Origin of the sequence: Citrobacter sp. MGH 55, assembly GCF_016906145.1 — a bacterium.
In the GTDB taxonomy this organism is placed as follows: Bacteria; Pseudomonadota; Gammaproteobacteria; order Enterobacterales; family Enterobacteriaceae; genus Citrobacter_A; species Citrobacter_A amalonaticus.
The window spans coordinates 65,098-87,012 of the sequence record NZ_CP070239.1 but is presented as its reverse complement, the minus strand read 5'-3'; the positions used below and the strand labels follow the sequence as shown (position 1 = coordinate 87,012).

The window sequence follows — 21,915 nt, the reverse complement described above, 5'->3', positions numbered from 1 at the left end:
CAATGTCAGCGTTTGTTATCTTCTTTATGCTGGAGCTCTGCTCACAGGAGGGCTTTATGGCTGGCTGGCATCTTGATACCAAAATGGCGCAGGATATCGTGGCACGCACGATGCGCATTATTGATACCAATATCAACGTGATGGATGCCCGTGGACGGATCATCGGTAGCGGCGATCGCGAGCGAATTGGGGAATTGCACGAAGGCGCGCTGTTAGTCCTCTCTCAGGGCCGCGTGGTGGACATCGATGATGCCGTTGCGCGTCATCTGCATGGCGTTCGTCAGGGGATCAACCTGCCGCTGCGCCTGGAAGGCGAAATTGTGGGCGTGATCGGCCTGACCGGCGAACCGGAACATCTGCGCAAATATGGCGAACTGGTGTGCATGACGGCGGAGATGATGCTGGAGCAGTCGCGCCTGATGCATCTGCTGGCCCAGGACAGTCGCCTGCGTGAAGAGTTGGTGATGAACCTGATTCAGGCGGAAGAGAACACGCCAGCGTTGACCGAGTGGGCGCAACGTTTAGGGATCGACCTCAACCAGCCGCGCGTGGTGGCGGTGGTGGAAGTGGACAGCGGACAACTCGGCGTGGACAGCGCTATGGCGGAGTTGCAGCAGTTACAGAACGCACTGACCACCCCGGAGCGTAATAACCTGATTGCGATCGTTTCGCTGACCGAGATGGTGGTGTTAAAACCGGCGTTGAATTCGTTTGGCCGTTGGGATGCCGAAGATCACCGCAAGCGCGTTGAGCAGCTGATTGCGCGCATGAAAGAGAACGGACAGTTGCGCTTTCGCGTTTCGCTGGGCAACTATTTTACCGGGCCTGGCAGTATCGCGCGTTCGTACCGTACTGCGCGCACGACGATGATGGTCGGCAAACAACGAATGCCGGAAAGCCGCAGCTACTTTTATCAGGACTTAATGCTGCCGGTACTGCTCGACAGTCTGCGCGGCGGCTGGCAGGCCAATGAGCTGGCGCGTCCGTTGGTGCGGCTGAAGGCGATGGACAATAACGGCCTGTTGCGCCGCACTCTGGCGGCGTGGTTTCGCCACAACGTGCAGCCGCTGGCGACCTCTAAGGCGCTGTTTATTCACCGGAATACGCTGGAATATCGACTGAATCGTATTTCAGAATTGACCGGGCTGGATTTGGGGAATTTCGATGATCGGCTGCTGCTGTACGTGGCGTTACAGCTGGATGAGCAGCATTGATTCATTGCCTGATGGCGCTACGCTTATCAGGCCTACGCGGATGTGCCTGTAGGCCTGATAAGGCGTATGACGCCGCCATCCGGCAACAAACAGCTTATTTACGCGTCAGTTTTTCCAGATCGGCTTCGATTTCGGTGATCTTATTCGCCACCACGCTTTCCAGATGGCGTAAATCATCAAGGATCTTACGTTTTAGATCCACTTCCGTGCGATCGCGCTGGCAGATCTGATCGAGTTCGTCGATCACATAGCGCAGGTTGGGACTGATCTCCTGTACCTCTTTGTATCCCTGACCCACTCCATCGGCAACCACGGTTTTGCGCTGGCGGGGGTATTTAAACTTCACGCTTTTGGCAAAGAACTCACCTTTATCCTTCTGGAAATAGATTTTCAGGATATCGTTATTGGCTTCTTGCCGCAGGCTGTAACGATCGATTTCTTCAGGATTAGTAATGCCCAGACTTTTCAGATTGTCATACATAGCGGTACCCTTAAGCTCACTATAACTATTGAATAATTAACGAAAAGCCCTGTTTCTGCCACTCGCAGATGTAAAAAAAGCGGGCTAAGCCCGCTTTTTCAAATCGCCGTTAGTCGATGGTACGCAATAACTCGTTGATGCCGACCTTGCCACGGGTTTTGGCGTCGACTTTTTTCACAATCACCGCACAGTACAGGCTGTACTTGCCATCTTTCGACGGCAGGTTGCCGGAAACGACAACGGAGCCTGCCGGAACGCGGCCATAATGGACTTCACCGGTTTCACGGTCGTAAATGCGGGTGCTCTGACCAATATAAACGCCCATCGAAATCACCGAGCCTTCTTCGACAATCACGCCTTCTACGACTTCAGAACGCGCGCCGATAAAGCAGTTATCTTCGATGATGGTCGGGTTCGCCTGCAGCGGCTCCAGTACGCCACCGATGCCGACGCCGCCGGACAGGTGAACGTTCTTACCGATCTGCGCGCAGGAACCGACGGTTGCCCAGGTATCGACCATCGTGCCTTCATCAACGTAAGCGCCGATGTTGACATAGGACGGCATCAGCACGGTGTTACGGGCGATAAACGCACCCTGACGAACTGCCGCAGGCGGAACCACACGGAAGCCTTCTTTCTGGAAGCGTGCTTCGTCGTAGTCGGCGAATTTCATCGGCACTTTATCGAAGTAGCGGCTTTCCGCGCCATCGATCACCTGGTTATCGTTGATACGGAAAGAGAGCAGCACCGCTTTCTTCAACCACTGGTGAGTCACCCACTGACCGTCTACCTTTTCTGCCACGCGCAGCGCGCCGGAGTCCAGCAGGGAAATCACCTGATTCACCGCTTCACGGGTCACGGTATCCACATTGGCCGGAGTAATGTCGGCACGGCGCTCAAAAGCGGTCTCAATAACGTTCTGTAACTGCTGCATTGTTAAACTCTTTCCCTATAAAATTAAACACACTACCCTTTATCGTTTGGATTGAGGGCCTCTGTCAACCGTTGATGTACTTCCTGCTGCAGCGCATTATTAAGTGCACGCCGGTCTGCTGTAGCGATTATGAATAAATCTTCTACTCGCTCACCAATAGTTGTAATTCGGGCGCCATGAAGCGAAATTCCCAGATCGGCAAAAATTTGCCCGACCCTCGCCAGCAGCCCTGGCTGATCGAGCGCGATAAGCTCGAGGAACGATTTGCGGTCGGTGTGCGTGGGCAGGAATGTGACCTCGGTATCGACGGTAAAGTGGCGTAATTTTGCCGGCTGTCGGCGCGGCTGCGGCGGCTGCCAGCTGCGCTGGGTGATTGCCTGTTCCAGCCCAAAGCGGATGGCTTCATGCCTGTCTGACGACAGCGGGCTGCCGTCCGGTTCCAGTACGATAAAGGTATCCATCGCCATGCCATCGCGGGTGGTGAAAATCTGCGCATCGTGGACGCTGAGGTTACGTCGGTCCAGCTCGGCGCAAACGGCGGCAAACAGATACGGGCGATCCGGACTCCAGATAAAGATTTCCGTCCCGCCGCGCGTTGCCTGCGGGCTGAGCAGAATTAGCGGTTCGCTGAGATCGTGCTGCAACAGATGACGCGCATGCCAGGCCAGCTGGTTCGGGCTGTGGCGCACGAAGTAGTTGGCGCGACAGCGCGACCAGATATGGTGCAATGCTTCTTCATCAATGTTATCCATCCGCAGCAGCGCCAGCGCCTGCAACTGGTGATGGCGCACGCGTTCGCGCATATCCGGCGTGTTTTGCATTCCCCGACGCAGCTGTTTTTCCGTGGCGAAGTACAGCTCGCGCAGCAAACTTTGCTTCCAGCTGTTCCATAGCGTTTCGTTAGTGGCGCATATATCCGCCACCGTCAGGCAAACCAGGAAGCGCAGGCGATGTTCCGTCTGTACCTCTTCGGCGAACTGCTTAATCACTTCGGGATCCTGAATATCCCGGCGCTGAGCGGTCACCGACATCAGCAGGTGCTGGCGAACCAGCCAGGCAATCAGCTGCGTTTCGCGCGAGTTCAGGCCGTGCAGTTCCGCAAACTTGAGCACGTCCTGTGCGCCCAGCACCGAGTGGTCGCCGCCGCGTCCTTTGGCAATATCATGGAACAGCGCGGCGATAAAAATGAGCTCAGGCTGGCGCAGACGCGGCCAGAGATCCACACACAATGGGTGGCGCTGACGGGTCTCTTCTTTGGCAAAACTTTCCAGCTTCAGCATCACGCGAATCGTGTGTTCGTCCACCGTGTAAGCATGGAACAGGTCAAACTGCATCTGCCCGACAATACGTGACCACTGCGGCATGTAGGCCCACAGCACGCTATGGCGGTGCATCGGCAGCAGACCGCGGCTGACCGCACCAGGGTGACGCAGCATACTGAGAAACAGCGATCGCGCCTCCGGGATGTAGCACAGTGGCTGATTCAGGTGGCGGCGCGCATGGCGCAGATGGCGCAGGGTGGTGGAGTAGATCCCGGTGATCGCACTGTTGCGTACCATGGTATAGAACATCCGTAGGATCGCTTCCGGTTCGCGGATGAACAGATCGTCCTGACGCAGATCGATCAGCGTACCGCGCAGTTGAAAATCATCATCAATAGGACGAGGCTTTTCGTCGGCGGACAGCGCGAGGATCGCTTCGTCAAACAGCTGCAGCAGCATCTGGTTGAGTTCTGTGACGCGGCGGGTGACGCGGAAATAATCCTTCATCATCTGCTCGACCGGCTCGTTGCCTTCGCCGCTGTAGTTCAGGCGCTGAGCGACGCTCAACTGGCGATCGAACAGCAGGCGGTTATCGTAACGGCTGACCACTAAATGCAGGGCAAAACGAATGCGCCACAGAATGTGCAGGCACTCGTTGAGCTCAGCGCGCTCTGCCTGAGTCAAAAAGCCGAAGCCGACCATTTCGTCGAGCGAGGTAGCGCCAAAATGGCGACGGGCGACCCACTGCAGCGTGTGGATATCGCGCAGACCGCCGGGGCTACTTTTGATATCCGGCTCGAGGTTATAGCTGGTGCCGTGATAGCGCTGGTGGCGCTGATGCTGCTCTTCCACTTTGGCGGCGTAGAACTTGTCGGAGGGCCAGAAACCTTCGCTGAAGATATGTTTTTGCAGCGCCAGAAAAAGGGCCACGTCACCAATCAACAGACGGGTCTCAATCAGGTTGGTGGCGACGGTCAGGTCCGACAACCCTTCCAGCAGGCATTCTTCCAGCGTACGTACGCTGTGCCCGACCTCCAGTTTGACGTCCCACAGCAATGTCAGCAGCTCGCCGACCTTTTGCGCCTGATCGTCCGGTAATTTTTTACGACTCAGGATGAGCAGGTCGATATCGGAAAGCGGGTGAAGCTCACCGCGTCCGTAGCCACCGACGGCGACCAGCGCCAGATCGGCAATCTGTCCAAAACCTGCGTCGATCCACAGACGTTGCAGCAACTGGTCGATAAACTCGGTCCGGGCTTCAATCAGCTGTTCGGCGGAAATCCCGCTGTCGAAGGCATCGCCCAGCCATTGCTGGAACGCGTCGATATGCGTTTTGATTCCGGCGACGGTGAGTTCGTCGCGAGACCAGGTCCCCGGGTTCTGCGGCTGACCGGGGAGGGTGGGGAGTGCGGTATTCGCGTGTTGTTCAGGAAGTGTATTCATTATGCGCCACCCATTAAAAAAGCCGGATATGGCGAAAGTGCCTTATCCGGCCTACGGAATAGTGCCATTTGTAGGCCTGATAAGCGAGAGCGCCATCAGGCAAAAAAGTTATGCGTCGTGCGTAATGACCGCCGGGATGGTGTCATCCTTACGTAACGTCAGAATTTCACAGCCGTTATCGGTCACCACAATAGTATGCTCGTATTGCGCAGATAGGCTCCGGTCTTTGGTTTTGACCGTCCAGCCGTCTTTCATTGTGCGGATACGGTAATCACCGGCGTTGAGCATCGGTTCGATGGTAAAGGTCATGCCCGGTTGCAGCACCACGCCGCCGTCATCCGCATCATAGTGCAGCACCTGTGGCTCTTCGTGGAAGCCACGACCAATGCCGTGTCCGCAGTATTCACGCACCACGGAGAAACCTTCTCCTTCCGCATATTTCTGGATCGCCGCACCGAGCGTACGCAGACGGATACCTGGTTTCACCATTCGCAGCGCCAGATACAGGCTTTCCTGAGTGACGCGGCACAGACGCTCGCCCAGAATGGTCGGTTTGCCGACGATAAACATTTTGGAGGTATCGCCGTGGTACTCGTCTTTAATGACGGTTACGTCGATGTTGACGATATCGCCATCTTTCAGATGCTTGGCATCATCCGGAATCCCGTGACACACCACTTCATTAATAGAGATGCAGACGGATTTCGGATAACCGTGATAGCCGAGGCAGGCCGAGATCGCATGCTGCTCGTTAACGATGTAGTCATTACAGATACGATCCAGTTCACCCGTGCTAACGCCCGGTTTGATATACGGTTCGATCATCTCCAGCACTTCCGCGGCCAGACGGCCCGCGACGCGCATTTTTTCGATTTCTTCAGGGGTCTTGATTGAGATAGCCATGAATTCTGTCCATCAGTGTCGATTATTTCGACAATAATTGTGTAAGTGCTGTCAATGGTATCAGTCCAGTATACATGCTGCCAAATTGAGAATCATTAACAGCACAGACCGCCAACAATTATTGGTGTCCACGGCGTATTTGTGGTATAAAGCGCGCCGGACTTCCGATCTCATTTCGTATACACAGAATGGACGGAAGCGACAAATCTCACTTTGTGTAACAACACACACGTATCGGCACATATTCCGGGGTGCCCTTTGGGGTCGGTAATATGGGATACGTGGAGGCATAACCCCAACTTTATCTATAGAGGTTTTAATCATGGCAACTGTTTCCATGCGCGACATGCTCAAGGCTGGTGTTCACTTCGGTCACCAGACCCGTTACTGGAACCCGAAAATGAAGCCGTTCATCTTCGGTGCGCGTAACAAAGTTCACATCATCAACCTTGAGAAAACTGTACCGATGTTCAACGAAGCGCTGGCTGAACTGAACAAGATTGCTTCTCGTAAAGGTAAAATCCTTTTCGTTGGTACTAAACGCGCTGCAAGCGAAGCGGTGAAAGACGCTGCTAACAGCTGCGACCAGTTCTTCGTGAACCATCGCTGGCTGGGCGGTATGCTGACTAACTGGAAAACCGTTCGTCAGTCCATCAAACGTCTGAAAGACCTGGAAACTCAGTCTCAGGACGGTACTTTCGAAAAGCTGACCAAGAAAGAAGCGCTGATGCGTACTCGTGAGCTTGAGAAACTGGAAAACAGCCTGGGCGGTATCAAAGACATGGGCGGTCTGCCGGACGCTCTGTTCGTCATCGATGCTGACCACGAGCACATTGCTATCAAAGAAGCAAACAACCTGGGTATTCCGGTATTTGCTATCGTTGATACCAACTCTGATCCGGATGGTGTTGACTTCGTTATCCCGGGTAACGACGACGCAATCCGTGCTGTTAGCCTGTACCTGGGCGCTGTTGCTGCAACCGTTCGTGAAGGCCGTTCTCAGGATCTGGCTTCCCAGGCGGAAGAAAGCTTCGTAGAAGCTGAATAATAAGGCTTGATAACTTCCCTGAAATAGTGCGAGTTGCAGGAAGGCGGCAAGCTCGAGAATTCCCGGGAGCTTACATCAGTAAGTGACTGGGATGAGCGAGCGAAGAAAACGCTCCTGCGGTTCGGAATATGAAGGGGAAGAGCCCTTATAAACCAGGTAGTATCATGTTTGGTTAGGGGGCCTGTATATGGCCCCCTTTTTCACTTTTAAATCTGTGCGGTTTGACGCCGGGCAGATCAAATCTTCCGAGGATTTTAGAATGGCTGAAATTACCGCATCCCTGGTAAAAGAGCTGCGTGAGCGTACTGGCGCAGGCATGATGGATTGCAAAAAAGCACTGACTGAAGCTAATGGCGACATCGAGCTGGCAATCGAAAACATGCGTAAGTCCGGCGCTATCAAAGCGGCGAAAAAAGCAGGCAACGTTGCTGCTGACGGCGTGATCAAAACCAAAATCGACGGCAACATCGCTTTCATTCTGGAAGTTAACTGCCAGACTGACTTCGTTGCTAAAGATGGTGGTTTCCAGGCATTTGCTGACAAAGTGCTGGATGCCGCTGTTGCTGGCAAAATCACTGACGTTGAAGTGCTGAAAGCGCAGTTCGAAGAAGAGCGCGTTGCGCTGGTAGCGAAAATCGGTGAGAACATCAACATCCGCCGTATCGCTTCCCTGGAAGGTGACGTTCTGGGTAGCTACCAGCACGGTGCGCGCATCGGTGTTCTGGTTGCCGCTAAAGGCGCAGACGAAGAGCTGGTTAAGCAGCTGGCAATGCACGTTGCTGCAAGCAAGCCTGAATTTGTTAAGCCGGAAGATGTGTCTGCTGAAGTGGTAGAAAAAGAATACCAGGTTCAGCTGGACATCGCGATGCAGTCTGGTAAGCCGAAAGAAATCGCTGAGAAAATGGTTGAAGGCCGCATGAAGAAATTCACCGGCGAAGTTTCTCTGACGGGTCAGCCTTTCGTTATGGAGCCAAGCAAGTCTGTTGGTCAGCTGCTGAAAGAGCACAACGCTGACGTAACTGGCTTCATCCGCTTCGAAGTGGGCGAAGGCATCGAGAAAGTTGAGACTGACTTTGCAGCAGAAGTTGCTGCGATGTCCAAGCAGTCTTAATTGTCGAAAAGGAGCCGCCTGAGGGCGGCTTCTTTTTGTCACCCGTCTCGCAAAATCAGTATGGCTCTTATTTCGTTGTACTGAGTAGCGACATATCATTGTCGCCAGAATTTACCCCCATTTTTAATCGTTGACAGTCTCAGGAAAGAAACATGGCTACCAATGCAAAACCCGTCTATAAACGCATTCTGCTTAAGTTAAGTGGCGAAGCTCTGCAGGGTTCGGAAGGCTTCGGTATTGACGCAAGCATACTGGATCGTATGGCTCAGGAAATCAAAGAACTGGTTGAACTGGGTATTCAGGTTGGTGTGGTGATTGGTGGCGGTAACTTGTTCCGTGGTGCTGGTCTGGCGAAAGCGGGTATGAACCGCGTTGTGGGCGACCACATGGGCATGCTGGCCACCGTGATGAACGGCCTGGCAATGCGCGATGCGCTTCACCGCGCCTATGTGAACGCCCGCCTGATGTCCGCTATCCCACTGAATGGCGTATGCGACAACTACAGCTGGGCAGAGGCTATCAGCCTGCTGCGTAATAACCGCGTGGTTATCCTCTCTGCGGGTACCGGTAATCCTTTCTTCACCACTGACTCTGCGGCGTGCCTGCGTGGCATTGAAATCGAAGCCGACGTGGTGCTGAAAGCGACGAAAGTCGATGGCGTCTTTACTGCCGATCCGGCGAAAGATCCTTCGGCCACCATGTACGAGCAGTTGACCTACAATGAAGTTCTGGATAAAGAACTGAAAGTGATGGATCTGGCGGCGTTTACGCTTGCGCGTGACCATAAGTTGCCGATTCGTGTCTTCAACATGAACAAGCCCGGCGCACTGCGTCGCGTGGTCATGGGTGAAAAAGAAGGCACGTTAATTACGGAATAATTCCCGTATTGGCCAATTCCGGGTAAGATTTGCCTTTACCCGGCGGGACTTTTATATCCTGTGTCATAAATTAAACGAGACTATACTGAGCACATTCTGAATACACAAAGTCATTCATGCTGCGTCAAGGCGACAAGAGCGTGAATCTCCAGGAGCGTACCTGAGTACGTGACTGGAGTGAACGCTTGCAGTCAACGCAGAGGCAGCTTGAAGGATGAAGTGTATTGTGTGCTGTCTGGTCTGACTGAGACTAGTATCCAAGGATTCGTAACGTGATTAGCGATATCAGAAAAGATGCTGAAGTACGCATGGAAAAATGCGTAGAAGCGTTCAAAAACCAAATCAGCAAAATACGCACGGGTCGTGCTTCTCCCAGCCTGCTGGATGGCATTGTCGTGGAATATTACGGCACGCCAACGCCGTTGCGTCAGCTGGCAAGCGTAACGGTAGAAGATTCCCGTACCCTGAAAATCAACGTGTTTGATCGCTCCATGAGCCCGGCCGTTGAGAAAGCGATTATGGCTTCTGACCTCGGTCTGAACCCGAGCTCCGCAGGCAGCGATATTCGCGTTCCGCTGCCTCCGCTGACGGAAGAGCGTCGCAAAGATCTGACGAAAATCGTTCGTGGTGAAGCTGAACAGGCGCGTGTTGCCGTACGTAACGTCCGCCGTGACGCGAACGATAAAGTGAAAGCACTGCTGAAAGACAAAGAGATCAGCGAAGATGACGATCGCCGTTCTCAGGACGACGTACAGAAAATGACGGATGCCGCCATCAAGAAAGTGGATGCGGCGCTGGCAGATAAAGAAGCAGAACTGATGCAGTTCTGATTCCGCTGTACGCTCAAAACGCCGCTCAGAAGATCATACGATCGGCTGGCGGCGTTTTGCTTTTTATCCTGTCTCTTTTTTCGGATGTTTGATGAAGCAATTAACCATTCTGGGTTCGACCGGCTCTATCGGTTGCAGCACGCTGGACGTGGTGCGTCAAAACCCTGAGCACTTTCGCGTTATCGCGCTGGTGGCAGGTAAAAATGTCAGCCGTATGGTGGAGCAGTGCCTGGAATTCTCCCCGCGTTATGCCGTGATGGACGATGACGCCAGCGCGCGCCTTCTCAATGACGCGCTAAAGCAGCATGGTAGCCATACGGAAGTTCTCAGGGGGCAACAGGCGGCTTGTGATATGGCGGCGCTTGATGAGGTCGATCAGGTCATGGCGGCCATCGTTGGCGCGGCGGGCCTGCTGCCAACGCTTGCCGCCATTCGCGCGGGAAAAACCATTCTGCTGGCAAACAAAGAATCTTTGGTGACCTGTGGACGCCTGTTCATGGACGCCGTGAAGCACAGTAAAGCCCGACTTTTACCGGTAGACAGCGAACATAACGCTATTTTTCAGAGTATGCCCCAACCCATTCAACACAATCTGGGATACGCTGACCTGGAGCAGAATGGCGTGATGTCCGTTTTGCTTACCGGGTCTGGTGGCCCGTTCCGGGAAACGCCGCTGCATGAACTGGTGTCGATGACGCCCGATCAGGCATGCCGTCATCCGAACTGGTCGATGGGACGTAAGATCTCCGTCGACTCAGCCACTATGATGAATAAAGGTCTGGAATACATTGAAGCGCGTTGGTTGTTTAACGCCAGTGCCCGTCAGATGGAAGTGCTGATTCACCCGCAGTCGGTGATTCACTCGATGGTGCGTTATCAGGACGGCAGCGTTCTGGCGCAACTGGGTGAGCCAGACATGCGCACGCCTATCGCACATACGATGGCCTGGCCGAATCGCGTAACCTCTGGCGTTGCACCGCTCGATTTCTGCAAACTCAGTGCGCTGACGTTTAGCGCGCCGGATTACCAACGTTATCCGTGCCTGAAACTGGCGATGGAGGCGTTTGAGCAGGGGCAGGCCGCCACAACCGCGCTGAATGCAGCCAATGAAATTGTCGTGGCTGCATTTCTTGCTGAAGAAATACGCTTTACCGATATCGCCGATCTCAATTTAGCCGTGCTGGAGCAGATGGATCTACAGGAACCACAGAGCGTCGATGACGTACTTAAGGTCGATGCGATTGCGCGAGAAGTCGCCAGAAAACAAGTGATGCGACTCGCAAGCTGAGGATTATCCTCCCGGAGGAGATCGTGCTATTTGTTAGCGTTGTGCTTCAGTGATATAGTCTGCGCCACCTGATCGCAGGTATTTGGCTTTTTTCGGTCAGGTAAGCCGTGGTTTGACACGGCTTTTTTGTGGATGCACAAAATCATTCAGGTTGCATCAAGGTGGCAAGTGAATGAGTTTCCAGGCGCATACAAAGAGTATGTGACTGAGGCGAATGATCACAGCCAACGAAGAGGCAGCCTGAAGGATGAAGAGCAAAAGGCTTCAGTATTCCTGAGTACCGCTAAATCCTTTCAGGGACTATAAACGCGTTATGTTGTCTGCAACTCAACCAGTAAGCGAAAATTTGCCTGCACATGGCTGTCGCCATGTCGCGATCATTATGGATGGCAATGGTCGCTGGGCGAAAAAGCAAGGGAAGATTCGCGCATTTGGGCATAAGGCCGGAGCGAAATCCGTCCGCCGTGCCGTCTCTTTTGCTGCCAACAATGGTATTGATGCGTTAACGCTGTATGCCTTTAGTAGTGAAAACTGGAACCGACCGGCGCAGGAAGTGAGTGCGTTAATGGAGCTATTTGTGTGGGCGCTTGATAGTGAAGTGAAAAGCCTGCATCGCCATAACGTCCGCCTGCGCATTATTGGCGACACCAGTCGATTTAACTCGCGTTTGCAAGAACGTATTCGTAAGTCTGAAGCGCTTACCGCCCAGAATACCGGGCTGACGCTGAATATTGCGGCGAATTACGGCGGACGTTGGGACATTGTCCAGGGAGTCAGACAACTGGCAGAACAGGTGCAGGAAGGTTTACTGCGTCCTGATCAGATTGATGAAGACATGCTCAACCAACAAATCTGTATGCATGAGCTGGCTCCGGTGGATTTAGTAATTAGGACTGGGGGAGAGCATCGAATAAGTAACTTTTTGCTTTGGCAAATTGCCTATGCCGAACTTTACTTTACAGATGTTCTTTGGCCCGATTTCGATGAACAAGACTTTGAAGGTGCACTGCATGCCTTTGCTAATCGAGAGCGTCGTTTCGGCGGCACCGAGCCCGGTGATGACAAAGCCTGATGGGGGTCGCTTTTGCTGAAGTATCGCCTAATTTCTGCTTTCGTTTTAATACCCGTGGTCATCGCGGCGCTGTTTCTGCTGCCGCCGGTGGGGTTCGCCATTGTGACGTTGGTTGTTTGTATGCTGGCCGCGTGGGAATGGGGACAGTTAAGCGGTTTTGCCACGCGCACGCAACGCGTCTGGCTGGCGGTGCTGTGTGGGCTATTGCTCGCACTGATGCTGTTTCTGTTGCCGGAATATCATCATAATATTCATCAGCCGATGGTCGAAGCCTCGTTGTGGGCATCGCTGGGCTGGTGGGTTGTTGCGTTAGTGCTGGTGTTTTTTTACCCCGACTCGGCGACGATCTGGCGTAATTCGAAGACATTACGCATAATTTTTGGCGTGCTCACGATTGTTCCCTTCTTCTGGGGAATGCTGGCGTTGCGTGCATGGCACTATGACGAGAATCATTACAGTGGCGCAATATGGCTGCTCTATGTCATGATCCTGGTCTGGGGGGCGGACTCCGGGGCGTATATGTTTGGCAAACTGTTTGGCAAACATAAACTGGCGCCGAAAGTGTCGCCGGGGAAAACCTGGCAGGGCTTTTTTGGTGGCCTTGCCACAGCGGCTGTGATCTCCTGGGGTTACGGCATGTGGGCGAATCTGGATGTTGCGCCTGTCACCTTATTAATCTGTTCTATTGTCGCTGCGCTGGCCTCCGTGCTGGGCGATCTGACCGAGAGCATGTTTAAGCGTGAAGCAGGAATTAAAGACAGCGGTCATTTGATTCCAGGACACGGTGGTATTCTGGACCGTATTGACAGCCTGACGGCGGCAGTACCGGTCTTTGCTTGCCTGTTGTTACTGGTATTCAAGACGCTTTAACGGAAGGTTTTATGCTGAGTATTCTCTGGAATCTGGCTGCATTCATTGTCGCACTGGGTGTGCTGATCACCGTGCATGAATTTGGTCATTTCTGGGTTGCCCGGCGCTGCGGTGTCCGTGTCGAGCGCTTTTCCATTGGATTTGGTAAAGCGCTCTGGCGCCGTACCGATCGGTCTGGGACCGAATATGTCATCGCCCTGATCCCGCTGGGCGGCTATGTCAAAATGCTGGATGAGCGCGCGGAACCGGTGATCCCGGAGCTGCGCCACCACGCTTTCAACAACAAAACCGTCGGCCAGCGCGCCGCGATCATTGCCGCCGGTCCGGTTGCCAATTTCCTTTTTGCCATCTTCGCTTACTGGCTGGTGTTTATCATCGGCGTCCCCGGTGTTCGTCCGGTTGTTGGTGAAATTACGCCCAACTCGATTGCCGCTCAGGCGCAAATTATTCCTGGCACGGAACTTAAAGCCGTTGATGGTATCGAAACCCCTGATTGGGACGCAGTGCGTTTACAGTTGGTCGCAAAAATTGGCGACGAACAGACGACAATCAGCGTGGCGCCTTTCGGCAGCAACCAGCGACAGGAAAAAACGCTGGATTTGCGGCAGTGGGCATTTGAGCCTGATAAGGAAGATCCTGTATCTTCTTTAGGGATTCGACCGCGCGGACCACAGATTGAACCGGTGCTGTCAGAAGTCCAGGCTCAGTCCGCCGCAAGTAAGGCGGGTTTGCAAGCTGGCGACAGGATCGTTAAAGTCGATGGTCAACTGCTAACGCAGTGGATGACGTTCGTGAACCTGGTGCGCGATAATCCGGGTCAGCCGTTAGCGCTGGAAATTGAAAGGCAGGGCAGTGCCTTGTCTTTGACATTAATTCCGGATTCGAAACCGGGTAATGGGAAGGCAGAAGGGTTTGCCGGTGTTGTGCCGAAAATCATTCCTCTGCCGGATGAGTACAAGACAGTACGCCAGTATGGGCCATTCAGCGCCATTGCACAGGCCACGGATAAAACGTGGCAGTTGATGAAGCTGACGGTCAGTATGCTGGGAAAATTGATAACCGGTGATGTGAAACTGAACAACCTCAGTGGGCCGATTTCTATCGCTCAGGGGGCTGGGATGTCAGCGGAGTTCGGGGTGATTTATTATCTGATGTTCCTTGCGCTGATTAGCGTGAACTTAGGGATAATCAACCTGTTTCCGTTGCCCGTTCTTGACGGGGGGCATCTGCTGTTCCTGGCGATTGAAAAGCTTAAGGGCGGACCGGTATCCGAGCGGGTTCAAGACTTTAGTTATCGCATTGGCTCGATATTGCTGGTGCTGTTAATGGGGCTTGCACTTTTCAATGATTTCTCTCGGTTGTAAGAGAGTTAGTTAGGAAGAACGCATAATAACGATGGCGATGAAAAAGTTGCTCATAGCGTCGCTGCTGTTTAGCAGCGCGACCGTATACGGTGCTGAAGGGTTCGTAGTGAAGGACATTCATTTCGAAGGCCTGCAGCGTGTCGCCGTTGGTGCGGCCCTCCTCAGTATGCCGGTGCGCACAGGCGACACGGTTAATGATGAAGATATCAGTAATACCATTCGCGCACTGTTTGCCACTGGCAACTTTGAGGATGTTCGTGTCCTTCGCGATGGCGATACGCTTCTGGTTCAGGTAAAAGAACGTCCGACTATTGCCAGCATCACCTTCTCCGGTAACAAATCGGTGAAAGATGACATGCTGAAGCAAAACCTCGAGGCTTCTGGCGTGCGTGTTGGCGAATCTTTGGATCGCACCACCATTGCCGATATCGAGAAAGGTCTGGAAGACTTCTACTATAGCGTCGGTAAATACAGTGCCAGCGTGAAAGCCGTTGTCACGCCACTGCCGCGCAACCGTGTTGACCTTAAACTGGTGTTCCAGGAAGGGGTATCGGCGAAGATCCAGCAGATCAATATCGTCGGTAATCATGCCTTCAGCACGGATGAACTGATCTCTCACTTCCAGTTGCGTGATGAAGTTCCGTGGTGGAACGTTGTTGGCGATCGCAAATACCAGAAGCAGAAACTGGCGGGTGACCTTGAAACCCTGCGCAGTTACTACCTGGATCGCGGTTACGCGCGTTTCAACATCGACTCAACGCAGGTCAGCCTGACCCCGGATAAGAAAGGGATCTACATTACCGTGAACATCACGGAAGGCGAGCAGTATAAGCTTTCTGGCGTTCAGGTAACGGGGAACCTGGCGGGGCACTCTGCGGAGATCGAAAGCCTGACCAAAATTGAGCCGGGTGAACTCTATAACGGCACCAAAGTGACCAAAATGGAAGATGATATTAAGAAGCTTCTGGGTCGCTATGGTTACGCCTATCCGCGTGTTCAGTCACAGCCGGAAATCAACGATACTGACAAAACCGTTATGCTGCGCGTAAACGTTGATGCGGGTAACCGTTTCTACGTGCGTAAGATCCGTTTTGAAGGTAACGACACGTCCAAAGATGCCGTCCTGCGTCGCGAAATGCGCCAGATGGAAGGGGCATGGCTGGGCAGTGATATGGTTGATCAGGGTAAAGAGCGTCTGAACCGTCTGGGTTACTTTGAAACGGTCGACACAGACACGCAGCGTGTTCCGGGCAGCCCGGACCAGGTTGACGTGGTCTATAAGGTGAAAGAGCGTAACACCGGTAGCTTTAACTTCGGTGTCGGTTACGGTACGGAAAGCGGCGTAAGCTTCCAGGCCGGTGTTCAGCAGGATAACTGGCTGGGCACGGGTTACGCGGTAGGGATTAACGGTACCAAGAACGATTACCAGACCTACAGCGAACTGTCCGTCACCAACCCGTACTTCACCGTTGATGGCGTGAGTCTGGGTGGGCGCATCTTCTATAACGACTTTGATGCGAACGATGCGGATCTGTCTGACTATACCAACAAAAGTTATGGTACAGACGTCACGCTGGGCTTCCCGGTCAACGAATACAACACCCTGCGTGCGGGTTTAGGGTATGTGCATAACTCCCTGTCTAATATGCAGCCGCAGGTCGCGATGTGGCGTTATTTGAACTCCGTGGGTGAATACCCGAGTGAATCGAATGACCGCAACTCCTTTAGCGCCAACGACTTCACCTTCAACTATGGTTGGACTTATAACAAGCTTGACCGTGGCTTCTTCCCGACGGAAGGGACGCGTATCAACCTGAACGGTAAGGTGACGATCCCTGGCTCTGATAACGAGTTCTACAAAGCGACACTGGATACCGCAACCTACGTACCGATCGACGACGATCATAAGTGGGTGGTCCTCGGTCGTACCCGTTGGGGTTATGGGGATGGAATCGGCGGTAAAGAGATGCCGTTCTATGAGAACTTCTATGCCGGTGGCTCCAGTACCGTGCGTGGCTTCCAGTCCAACACCATTGGTCCGAAAGCCGTTTATTATCCATCCAGCAGTCGTCATGATGGCGATAGCGACTACGATAACGAATGTGAAAGCACGCAATCGGCGCCGTGTAAATCGGATGATGCAGTGGGCGGTAACGCCATGGCTGTCGCCAGCCTGGAGTTCATTACCCCAACGCCGTTCATCAGTGATAAATACGCCAACTCGGTACGTACTTCGTTCTTCTGGGATATGGGTACCGTCTGGGATACTAACTGGGATTCAAGTGCATATTCCGGTTATCCAGACTACAGTGATCCAAGCAATATCCGTATGTCTGCTGGTATCGCATTACAATGGATGTCCCCATTGGGGCCGTTGGTCTTCTCCTACGCCCAGCCGTTTAAGGATTACGATGGAGACAAAAAAGAGCAGTTCCAGTTTAACATTGGTAAAACCTGGTAATTGTTCTTCGCAAAGGAATGTAATGGTAGTGTAGCGATGACTTTAGGCGATCATCTTGCATGGGATCGCCTGGCCACGCAAAGAACTGCACCTTCGGGTGCAAATGGGATGGTAAGGAGTTTATTGTGAAAAAGTGGTTATTAGCGGCAGGTCTCGGTTTAGCAATGGTTACGTCTGCACAGGCTGCTGACAAAATTGCTATCGTCAACATGGGTAGCCTGTTCCAGCAGGTTGCACAGAAGACCGGTGTTTCCAACACGTTGGAAAATGAGTTTAAAGGCCGCGCGAGCGAACTGCAGCGTATGGAATCCGATCTGCAATCTAAAATGCAGCGTCTGCAGTCCATGAAAGCGGGCAGCGATCGTACTAAGCTGGAAAAAGACGTGATGGCTCAGCGCCAGACCTTCTCTCAGAAAGCGCAGGCTTTTGAGCAGGATCGTGCACGTCGTTCCAACGAAGAACGTGGCAAACTGGTTACCCGTATCCAGACTGCAGTGAAATCTGTTGCCAGCAGCCAGAGCATCGATCTGGTCGTTGACGCAAACACCGTTGCTTATAACAGCAGCGATGTAAAAGACATCACCGCTGACGTACTGAAACAGGTTAAATAAGTAATGCCTTCAATTCGACTGGCTGATTTAGCAGAACAGTTGGATGCAGAATTACACGGTGATGGCGATATCGTCATCACCGGCGTTGCGTCCATGCAATCTGCGCAAACGGGTCACATCACCTTCATGGTGAATCCAAAATACCGTGAGCACCTGGCCTTATGCCAGGCGTCTGCCGTTGTCATGACGCAGGACGATCTTCCTTTTGCTAAGAGTGCTGCGCTGGTAGTGAAGAATCCTTACCTGACGTACGCGCGAATGGCGCAAATTTTAGATACCACGCCGCAGCCGGCACAGAACATTGCACCGAGTGCAGTGGTTGATGCGACGGCAACGCTGGGTAGCACTGTTTCAATTGGCGCAAATGCGGTGATTGAGTCTGGCGTGGAGCTTGGCGATAACGTGGTTATCGGCCCGGGCTGCTTCGTTGGGAAAAATACGAAAATTGGGGCCGGTTCGCGTCTGTGGGCGAATGTATCGGTTTACCACGACATTCAGATCGGTGAGAATTGCCTGATCCAGTCCAGTACGGTCATTGGTGCTGACGGTTTTGGCTATGCCAACGATCGCGGCAACTGGGTGAAGATCCCGCAGTTAGGTCGCGTTATTATTGGCGATCGTGTGGAGATCGGCGCTTGTACCACTATTGATCGTGGCGCACTGGATGACACTGTGATCGGCAATGGGGTTATCATTGATAACCAGTGCCAGATTGCACATAACGTTGTGATTGGCGACAATACGGCGGTTGCCGGTGGCGTCATTATGGCGGGCAGCCTGAAGATTGGCCGTTACTGTATGATCGGCGGTGCCAGCGTGATCAACGGGCATATGGAAATATGCGATAAGGTGACCGTGACGGGCATGGGGATGGTGATGCGTCCCATCACTGAACCAGGCGTCTATTCCTCAGGCATTCCGCTGCAACCTAACAAAGTATGGCGTAAGACAGCCGCACTGGTGATGAACATTGATGATATGAGCAAGCGCCTCAAAGCCATTGAGCGCAAGGTTAATCAACAAGACTAAACTCTCACCCGGTCACACATACTTTACGGCCTGTCGGCATTCATACGATTGCGGCAGGCCGTGTTATTATTGGCTTTTAGCATATTTGGACAGGAAGAGTATTTTGACTACTAACACTCATACTCTGCATATTGAAGAGATTTTAGAACTTCTGCCGCACCGTTTTCCGTTTTTACTGGTTGATCGCGTGCTGGACTTTGAAGAAGGTCGTTTTCTGCGCGCAGTGAAAAATGTCTCCGTTAACGAGCCGTTTTTCCAGGGGCATTTCCCGGGTAAACCGATTTTCCCTGGCGTGCTGATTCTGGAAGCCATGGCACAGGCTACCGGTATTCTGGCGTTTAAAAGCGTTGGTAAACTGGAGCCGGGAGAACTCTATTATTTCGCCGGTATCGATGAAGCGCGCTTTAAGCGTCCTGTCGTGCCAGGCGATCAGATGATCATGGAAGTCACTTTCGAGAAAACGCGCCGTGGCCTGACCCGCTTCAAAGGGGTTGCTCTGGTCGACGGTAAAGTAGTTTGCGAAGCAACGATGATGTGCGCTCGTAGCCGGGAGGCCTGATACGTGATTGATAAATCCGCCTTTGTTCATCCGACCGCCATTGTGGAAGAGGGCGCTTCACTTGGCGCTAACGTTCACATTGGTCCTTTTTGTCTTGTTGGACCCCATGTTGAAATTGGTGAGGGTACCGTACTGAAGTCTCACGTTGTCGTGAATGGTCATACCAAAATTGGCCGCGATAACGAGATATATCAGTTCGCCTCCATTGGCGAAGTGAACCAGGATCTGAAATATGCTGGTGAACCGACCCGTGTGGAAATTGGCGATCGTAACCGCATTCGCGAAAGCGTTACCATTCATCGTGGCACAGTGCAGGGCGGTGGATTGACGAAGGTGGGCAGCGATAACTTACTGATGATCAATGCCCATGTGGCACACGATTGCACAATCGGGGATCGCTGTATTCTGGCGAATAACGCCACGCTAGCGGGTCACGTCTCGCTGGATGATTATGTCATCATCGGTGGCATGACCGCTGTGCACCAGTTCTGCATTATTGGTGCACACGTGATGGTTGGCGGCTGTTCTGGCGTTGCTCAGGACGTTCCGCCGTACGTTATTGCGCAGGGCAACCACGCGACGCCGTTTGGCGTCAACATCGAAGGGCTGAAGCGTCGCGGATTTACTCGCGAAGCGATCACCGCCATCCGCAATGCTTACAAAGCGTTGTACCGTAGCGGCAAAACGCTGGAAGACGTAAAACCGGAAATCGCCGAACTGGCGAAGCAGTATCCGGAAGTACAGGCGTTCAGCGATTTCTTTGCCCGCTCAACGCGCGGTCTGATTCGTTAATGGCTGAGCAGCGCCCCTTAACGATTGCCCTGGTCGCCGGAGAAACCTCCGGCGATATTCTTGGTGCTGGCTTAATCCGGGCGCTGAAGGCGCGCGTCCCCGACGCGCGTTTTGTCGGCGTCGCAGGTCCACGTATGCAGGCCGAAGGCTGTGAAGCCTGGTATGAAATGGAAGAACTGGCGGTGATGGGCATTGTGGAAGTGCTTGGACGCCTGCGTCGTCTGCTGCATATCCGCGCCGATCTGACTCGTCGATTCACTGAGCTGCAGCCCGATGTCTTCGTTGGTATAGATGCACCCGATTTCAATATCACCCTCGAAGGGAATCTGAAAAAACAGGGTATCAAAACGATTCATTACGTTAGTCCGTCCGTCTGGGCGTGGCGACAGAAACGCGTTTTCAAAATAGGCAGATCCACCAATATGGTTCTGGCTTTTCTGCCTTTCGAAAAAGCGTTTTACGACAAGTACAACGTGCCGTGCCGTTTTATCGGTCACACCATGGCGGACGCGATGCCGCTGGACCCGGATAAAAACGCGGCGCGAGATGTGCTGGGGATCCCCCGTGACGCGCACTGTCTGGCGTTATTACCCGGCAGTCGCGGTGCGGAAGTCGAAATGCTCAGCGCCGACTTCCTGAAAACGGCCCAATTGTTGCGCCAGACCTATCCTGATCTTGAGGTGGTGGTGCCATTGGTGAACGCCAAACGGCGCGAGCAGTTTGAGCAGATCAAAGCAGAAGTCGCCCCGACGCTTTCCGTCCATATGTTGGATGGGATGGCGCGAGAAGCGATGATTGCCAGCGATGCCGCGTTGCTGGCATCCGGTACCGCTGCGCTCGAGTGCATGCTGGCCAAATGCCCGATGGTGGTGGGATATCGCATGAAGCCCTTTACGTTCTGGCTGGCGAAGCGACTGGTGAAGACAGATTATGTCTCGCTGCCAAACCTGCTGGCGGGAAGGGAACTGGTGAAAGAGCTGTTGCAGGAAGAGTGCGAGCCGCAAAAGCTGGCTGAGGCGCTTCTCCCTTTACTGGCGAACGGTAAAACCAGTCATGCGATGCACGATACTTTCCGCGAACTGCATCAGCAGATCCGCTGTAATGCTGATGAGCAGGCGGCGGATGCGGTCCTGGAGTTAGCACGATGATCGAATTTGTTTATCCACACACGCACTTAGTGGCGGGTGTGGATGAAGTCGGACGTGGTCCGTTGGTTGGCGCGGTCGTTACCGCAGCCGTGATCCTCGACCCGGCTCGCCCGATTGTGGGTCTTAACGATTCCAAAAAATTATCTGAAAAGCGCCGTCTGGCGCTGTATGACGAAATCAAAGAAAAAGCGTTGAGCTGGAGCCTCGGTCGTGCGGAACCGCACGAGATCGATGAGCTGAATATACTCCACGCCACGATGTTGGCCATGCAGCGAGCGGTGGCGGGGTTACATATTGCGCCGGAATATGTGCTGATCGATGGTAATCGCTGTCCGGCATTACCTGTGCCGTCTCTGGCGGTAGTGAAGGGCGACAGTCGGGTGGCGGAGATCAGCGCCGCGTCTATTCTTGCAAAAGTCACGCGTGACGCCGAAATGGCCGCGTTGGATAGCGTTTTCCCGCAATATGGTTTTGCCCAGCACAAAGGGTATCCAACCGCTTTCCATCTGGAAAAACTGGCTGAACATGGCGCAACGGAGCATCACCGACGTAGTTTTGCTCCCGTTAAACGCGCACTGGGACTCGCGTCCTGATTCTTGTGTCGAAGGAATCTGAAG

The 21,915-nt window shown here is 53.3% G+C and carries 20 protein-coding genes; 16 read left to right on the top strand and 4 right to left on the bottom strand.

Annotation, left to right across the window (positions count from 1 at the left end):
• The first annotated feature begins 56 nt into the window (after positions 1–56).
• On the top strand, positions 57–1,214 hold the full coding sequence (cdaR, locus tag JTI98_RS00345; RefSeq protein ID WP_044255383.1) for a DNA-binding transcriptional regulator CdaR: 1,158 nt from the start codon (positions 57–59) through the stop codon (positions 1,212–1,214).
• Between the two features lie 94 nt (positions 1,215–1,308).
• Here the strand turns inward: cdaR and JTI98_RS00340 are convergent, their stop codons facing one another.
• From JTI98_RS00340 to map, 4 genes are all read right to left on the bottom strand, one after another.
• Positions 1,309–1,695 carry a DUF3461 family protein gene (locus JTI98_RS00340; RefSeq protein ID WP_042997870.1) on the bottom strand — a complete coding sequence of 129 codons (387 nt, stop codon included), beginning with the start codon at positions 1,693–1,695 and terminating at the stop codon, positions 1,309–1,311.
• 109 nt (positions 1,696–1,804) lie between these two features.
• Positions 1,805–2,629, bottom strand: a complete 825-nt coding sequence (dapD, locus tag JTI98_RS00335; RefSeq protein WP_042997869.1) for a 2,3,4,5-tetrahydropyridine-2,6-dicarboxylate N-succinyltransferase — start codon at positions 2,627–2,629, stop codon at positions 1,805–1,807.
• Positions 2,630–2,661: 32 nt separating this feature from the next.
• Positions 2,662–5,334, bottom strand: coding sequence for a bifunctional uridylyltransferase/uridylyl-removing protein GlnD (gene glnD, locus JTI98_RS00330; protein WP_042997868.1), 2,673 nt, complete (start codon positions 5,332–5,334; stop codon positions 2,662–2,664).
• Between the two features lie 108 nt (positions 5,335–5,442).
• The gene (gene map, locus JTI98_RS00325) at positions 5,443–6,237 is read right to left on the bottom strand and encodes a type I methionyl aminopeptidase (protein WP_044326885.1); all 795 of its coding nucleotides are present in this window, start codon (positions 6,235–6,237) and stop codon (positions 5,443–5,445) included.
• Positions 6,238–6,559: 322 nt separating this feature from the next.
• Here map and rpsB point away from each other — a divergent pair, with 322 nt between their 5' ends.
• The 15 genes from rpsB to rnhB all read left to right on the top strand — a co-directional run bounded on the left by rpsB (position 6,560) and on the right by rnhB (position 21,891).
• The gene (gene rpsB / locus JTI98_RS00320; protein WP_012133990.1) at positions 6,560–7,285 is read left to right on the top strand and encodes a 30S ribosomal protein S2; all 726 of its coding nucleotides are present in this window, start codon (positions 6,560–6,562) and stop codon (positions 7,283–7,285) included.
• 259 nt (positions 7,286–7,544) lie between these two features.
• Positions 7,545–8,396, top strand: coding sequence for a translation elongation factor Ts (tsf, locus tag JTI98_RS00315; protein ID WP_042323696.1), 852 nt, complete (start codon positions 7,545–7,547; stop codon positions 8,394–8,396).
• 152 nt (positions 8,397–8,548) lie between these two features.
• Positions 8,549–9,274 (top strand): UMP kinase, encoded by a 726-nt coding sequence (gene pyrH / locus JTI98_RS00310; protein ID WP_042323694.1) that lies wholly within the window; start codon positions 8,549–8,551, stop codon positions 9,272–9,274.
• A gap of 272 nt (positions 9,275–9,546) precedes the next feature.
• A complete protein-coding gene (gene frr / locus JTI98_RS00305; RefSeq protein WP_042323692.1) occupies positions 9,547–10,104 on the top strand; it encodes a ribosome recycling factor in 558 nt (185 codons plus the stop codon).
• Positions 10,105–10,195: 91 nt separating this feature from the next.
• Positions 10,196–11,392: a 1-deoxy-D-xylulose-5-phosphate reductoisomerase gene (ispC, locus tag JTI98_RS00300; protein WP_216081790.1), complete on the top strand. Its 1,197-nt coding sequence runs from the start codon at positions 10,196–10,198 to the stop codon at positions 11,390–11,392.
• Positions 11,393–11,705: 313 nt separating this feature from the next.
• On the top strand, positions 11,706–12,464 hold the full coding sequence (gene ispU / locus JTI98_RS00295; protein WP_042997864.1) for a (2E,6E)-farnesyl-diphosphate-specific ditrans,polycis-undecaprenyl-diphosphate synthase: 759 nt from the start codon (positions 11,706–11,708) through the stop codon (positions 12,462–12,464).
• A gap of 12 nt (positions 12,465–12,476) precedes the next feature.
• Entirely contained in the window at positions 12,477–13,334 is an 858-nt protein-coding gene (gene cdsA / locus JTI98_RS00290; protein ID WP_042997863.1) for a phosphatidate cytidylyltransferase, read from the top strand.
• 11 nt (positions 13,335–13,345) lie between these two features.
• Positions 13,346–14,698 (top strand): sigma E protease regulator RseP, encoded by a 1,353-nt coding sequence (rseP, locus tag JTI98_RS00285; protein WP_216081789.1) that lies wholly within the window; start codon positions 13,346–13,348, stop codon positions 14,696–14,698.
• 31 nt (positions 14,699–14,729) lie between these two features.
• A complete protein-coding gene (gene bamA / locus JTI98_RS00280; RefSeq protein ID WP_044255371.1) occupies positions 14,730–17,159 on the top strand; it encodes an outer membrane protein assembly factor BamA in 2,430 nt (809 codons plus the stop codon).
• Positions 17,160–17,284: 125 nt separating this feature from the next.
• The gene (skp, locus tag JTI98_RS00275) at positions 17,285–17,770 is read left to right on the top strand and encodes a molecular chaperone Skp (RefSeq protein ID WP_042323679.1); all 486 of its coding nucleotides are present in this window, start codon (positions 17,285–17,287) and stop codon (positions 17,768–17,770) included.
• Positions 17,771–17,773: 3 nt separating this feature from the next.
• Complete coding sequence (gene lpxD / locus JTI98_RS00270; protein WP_044329114.1) at positions 17,774–18,799, top strand: UDP-3-O-(3-hydroxymyristoyl)glucosamine N-acyltransferase; 1,026 nt, start codon at positions 17,774–17,776, stop codon at positions 18,797–18,799.
• Positions 18,800–18,902: 103 nt separating this feature from the next.
• A complete protein-coding gene (fabZ, locus tag JTI98_RS00265) occupies positions 18,903–19,358 on the top strand; it encodes a 3-hydroxyacyl-ACP dehydratase FabZ (RefSeq protein WP_003018528.1) in 456 nt (151 codons plus the stop codon).
• Positions 19,359–19,361: 3 nt separating this feature from the next.
• Complete coding sequence (gene lpxA / locus JTI98_RS00260; RefSeq protein WP_046401633.1) at positions 19,362–20,150, top strand: acyl-ACP--UDP-N-acetylglucosamine O-acyltransferase; 789 nt, start codon at positions 19,362–19,364, stop codon at positions 20,148–20,150.
• On the top strand, positions 20,150–21,298 hold the full coding sequence (lpxB, locus tag JTI98_RS00255) for a lipid-A-disaccharide synthase (RefSeq protein WP_042997858.1): 1,149 nt from the start codon (positions 20,150–20,152) through the stop codon (positions 21,296–21,298). Before lpxA ends, lpxB begins: the two co-directional genes overlap by 1 nt.
• Positions 21,295–21,891, top strand: a complete 597-nt coding sequence (rnhB, locus tag JTI98_RS00250; RefSeq protein WP_042997857.1) for a ribonuclease HII — start codon at positions 21,295–21,297, stop codon at positions 21,889–21,891. Before lpxB ends, rnhB begins: the two co-directional genes overlap by 4 nt.
• Positions 21,892–21,915 lie beyond the last annotated feature (24 nt).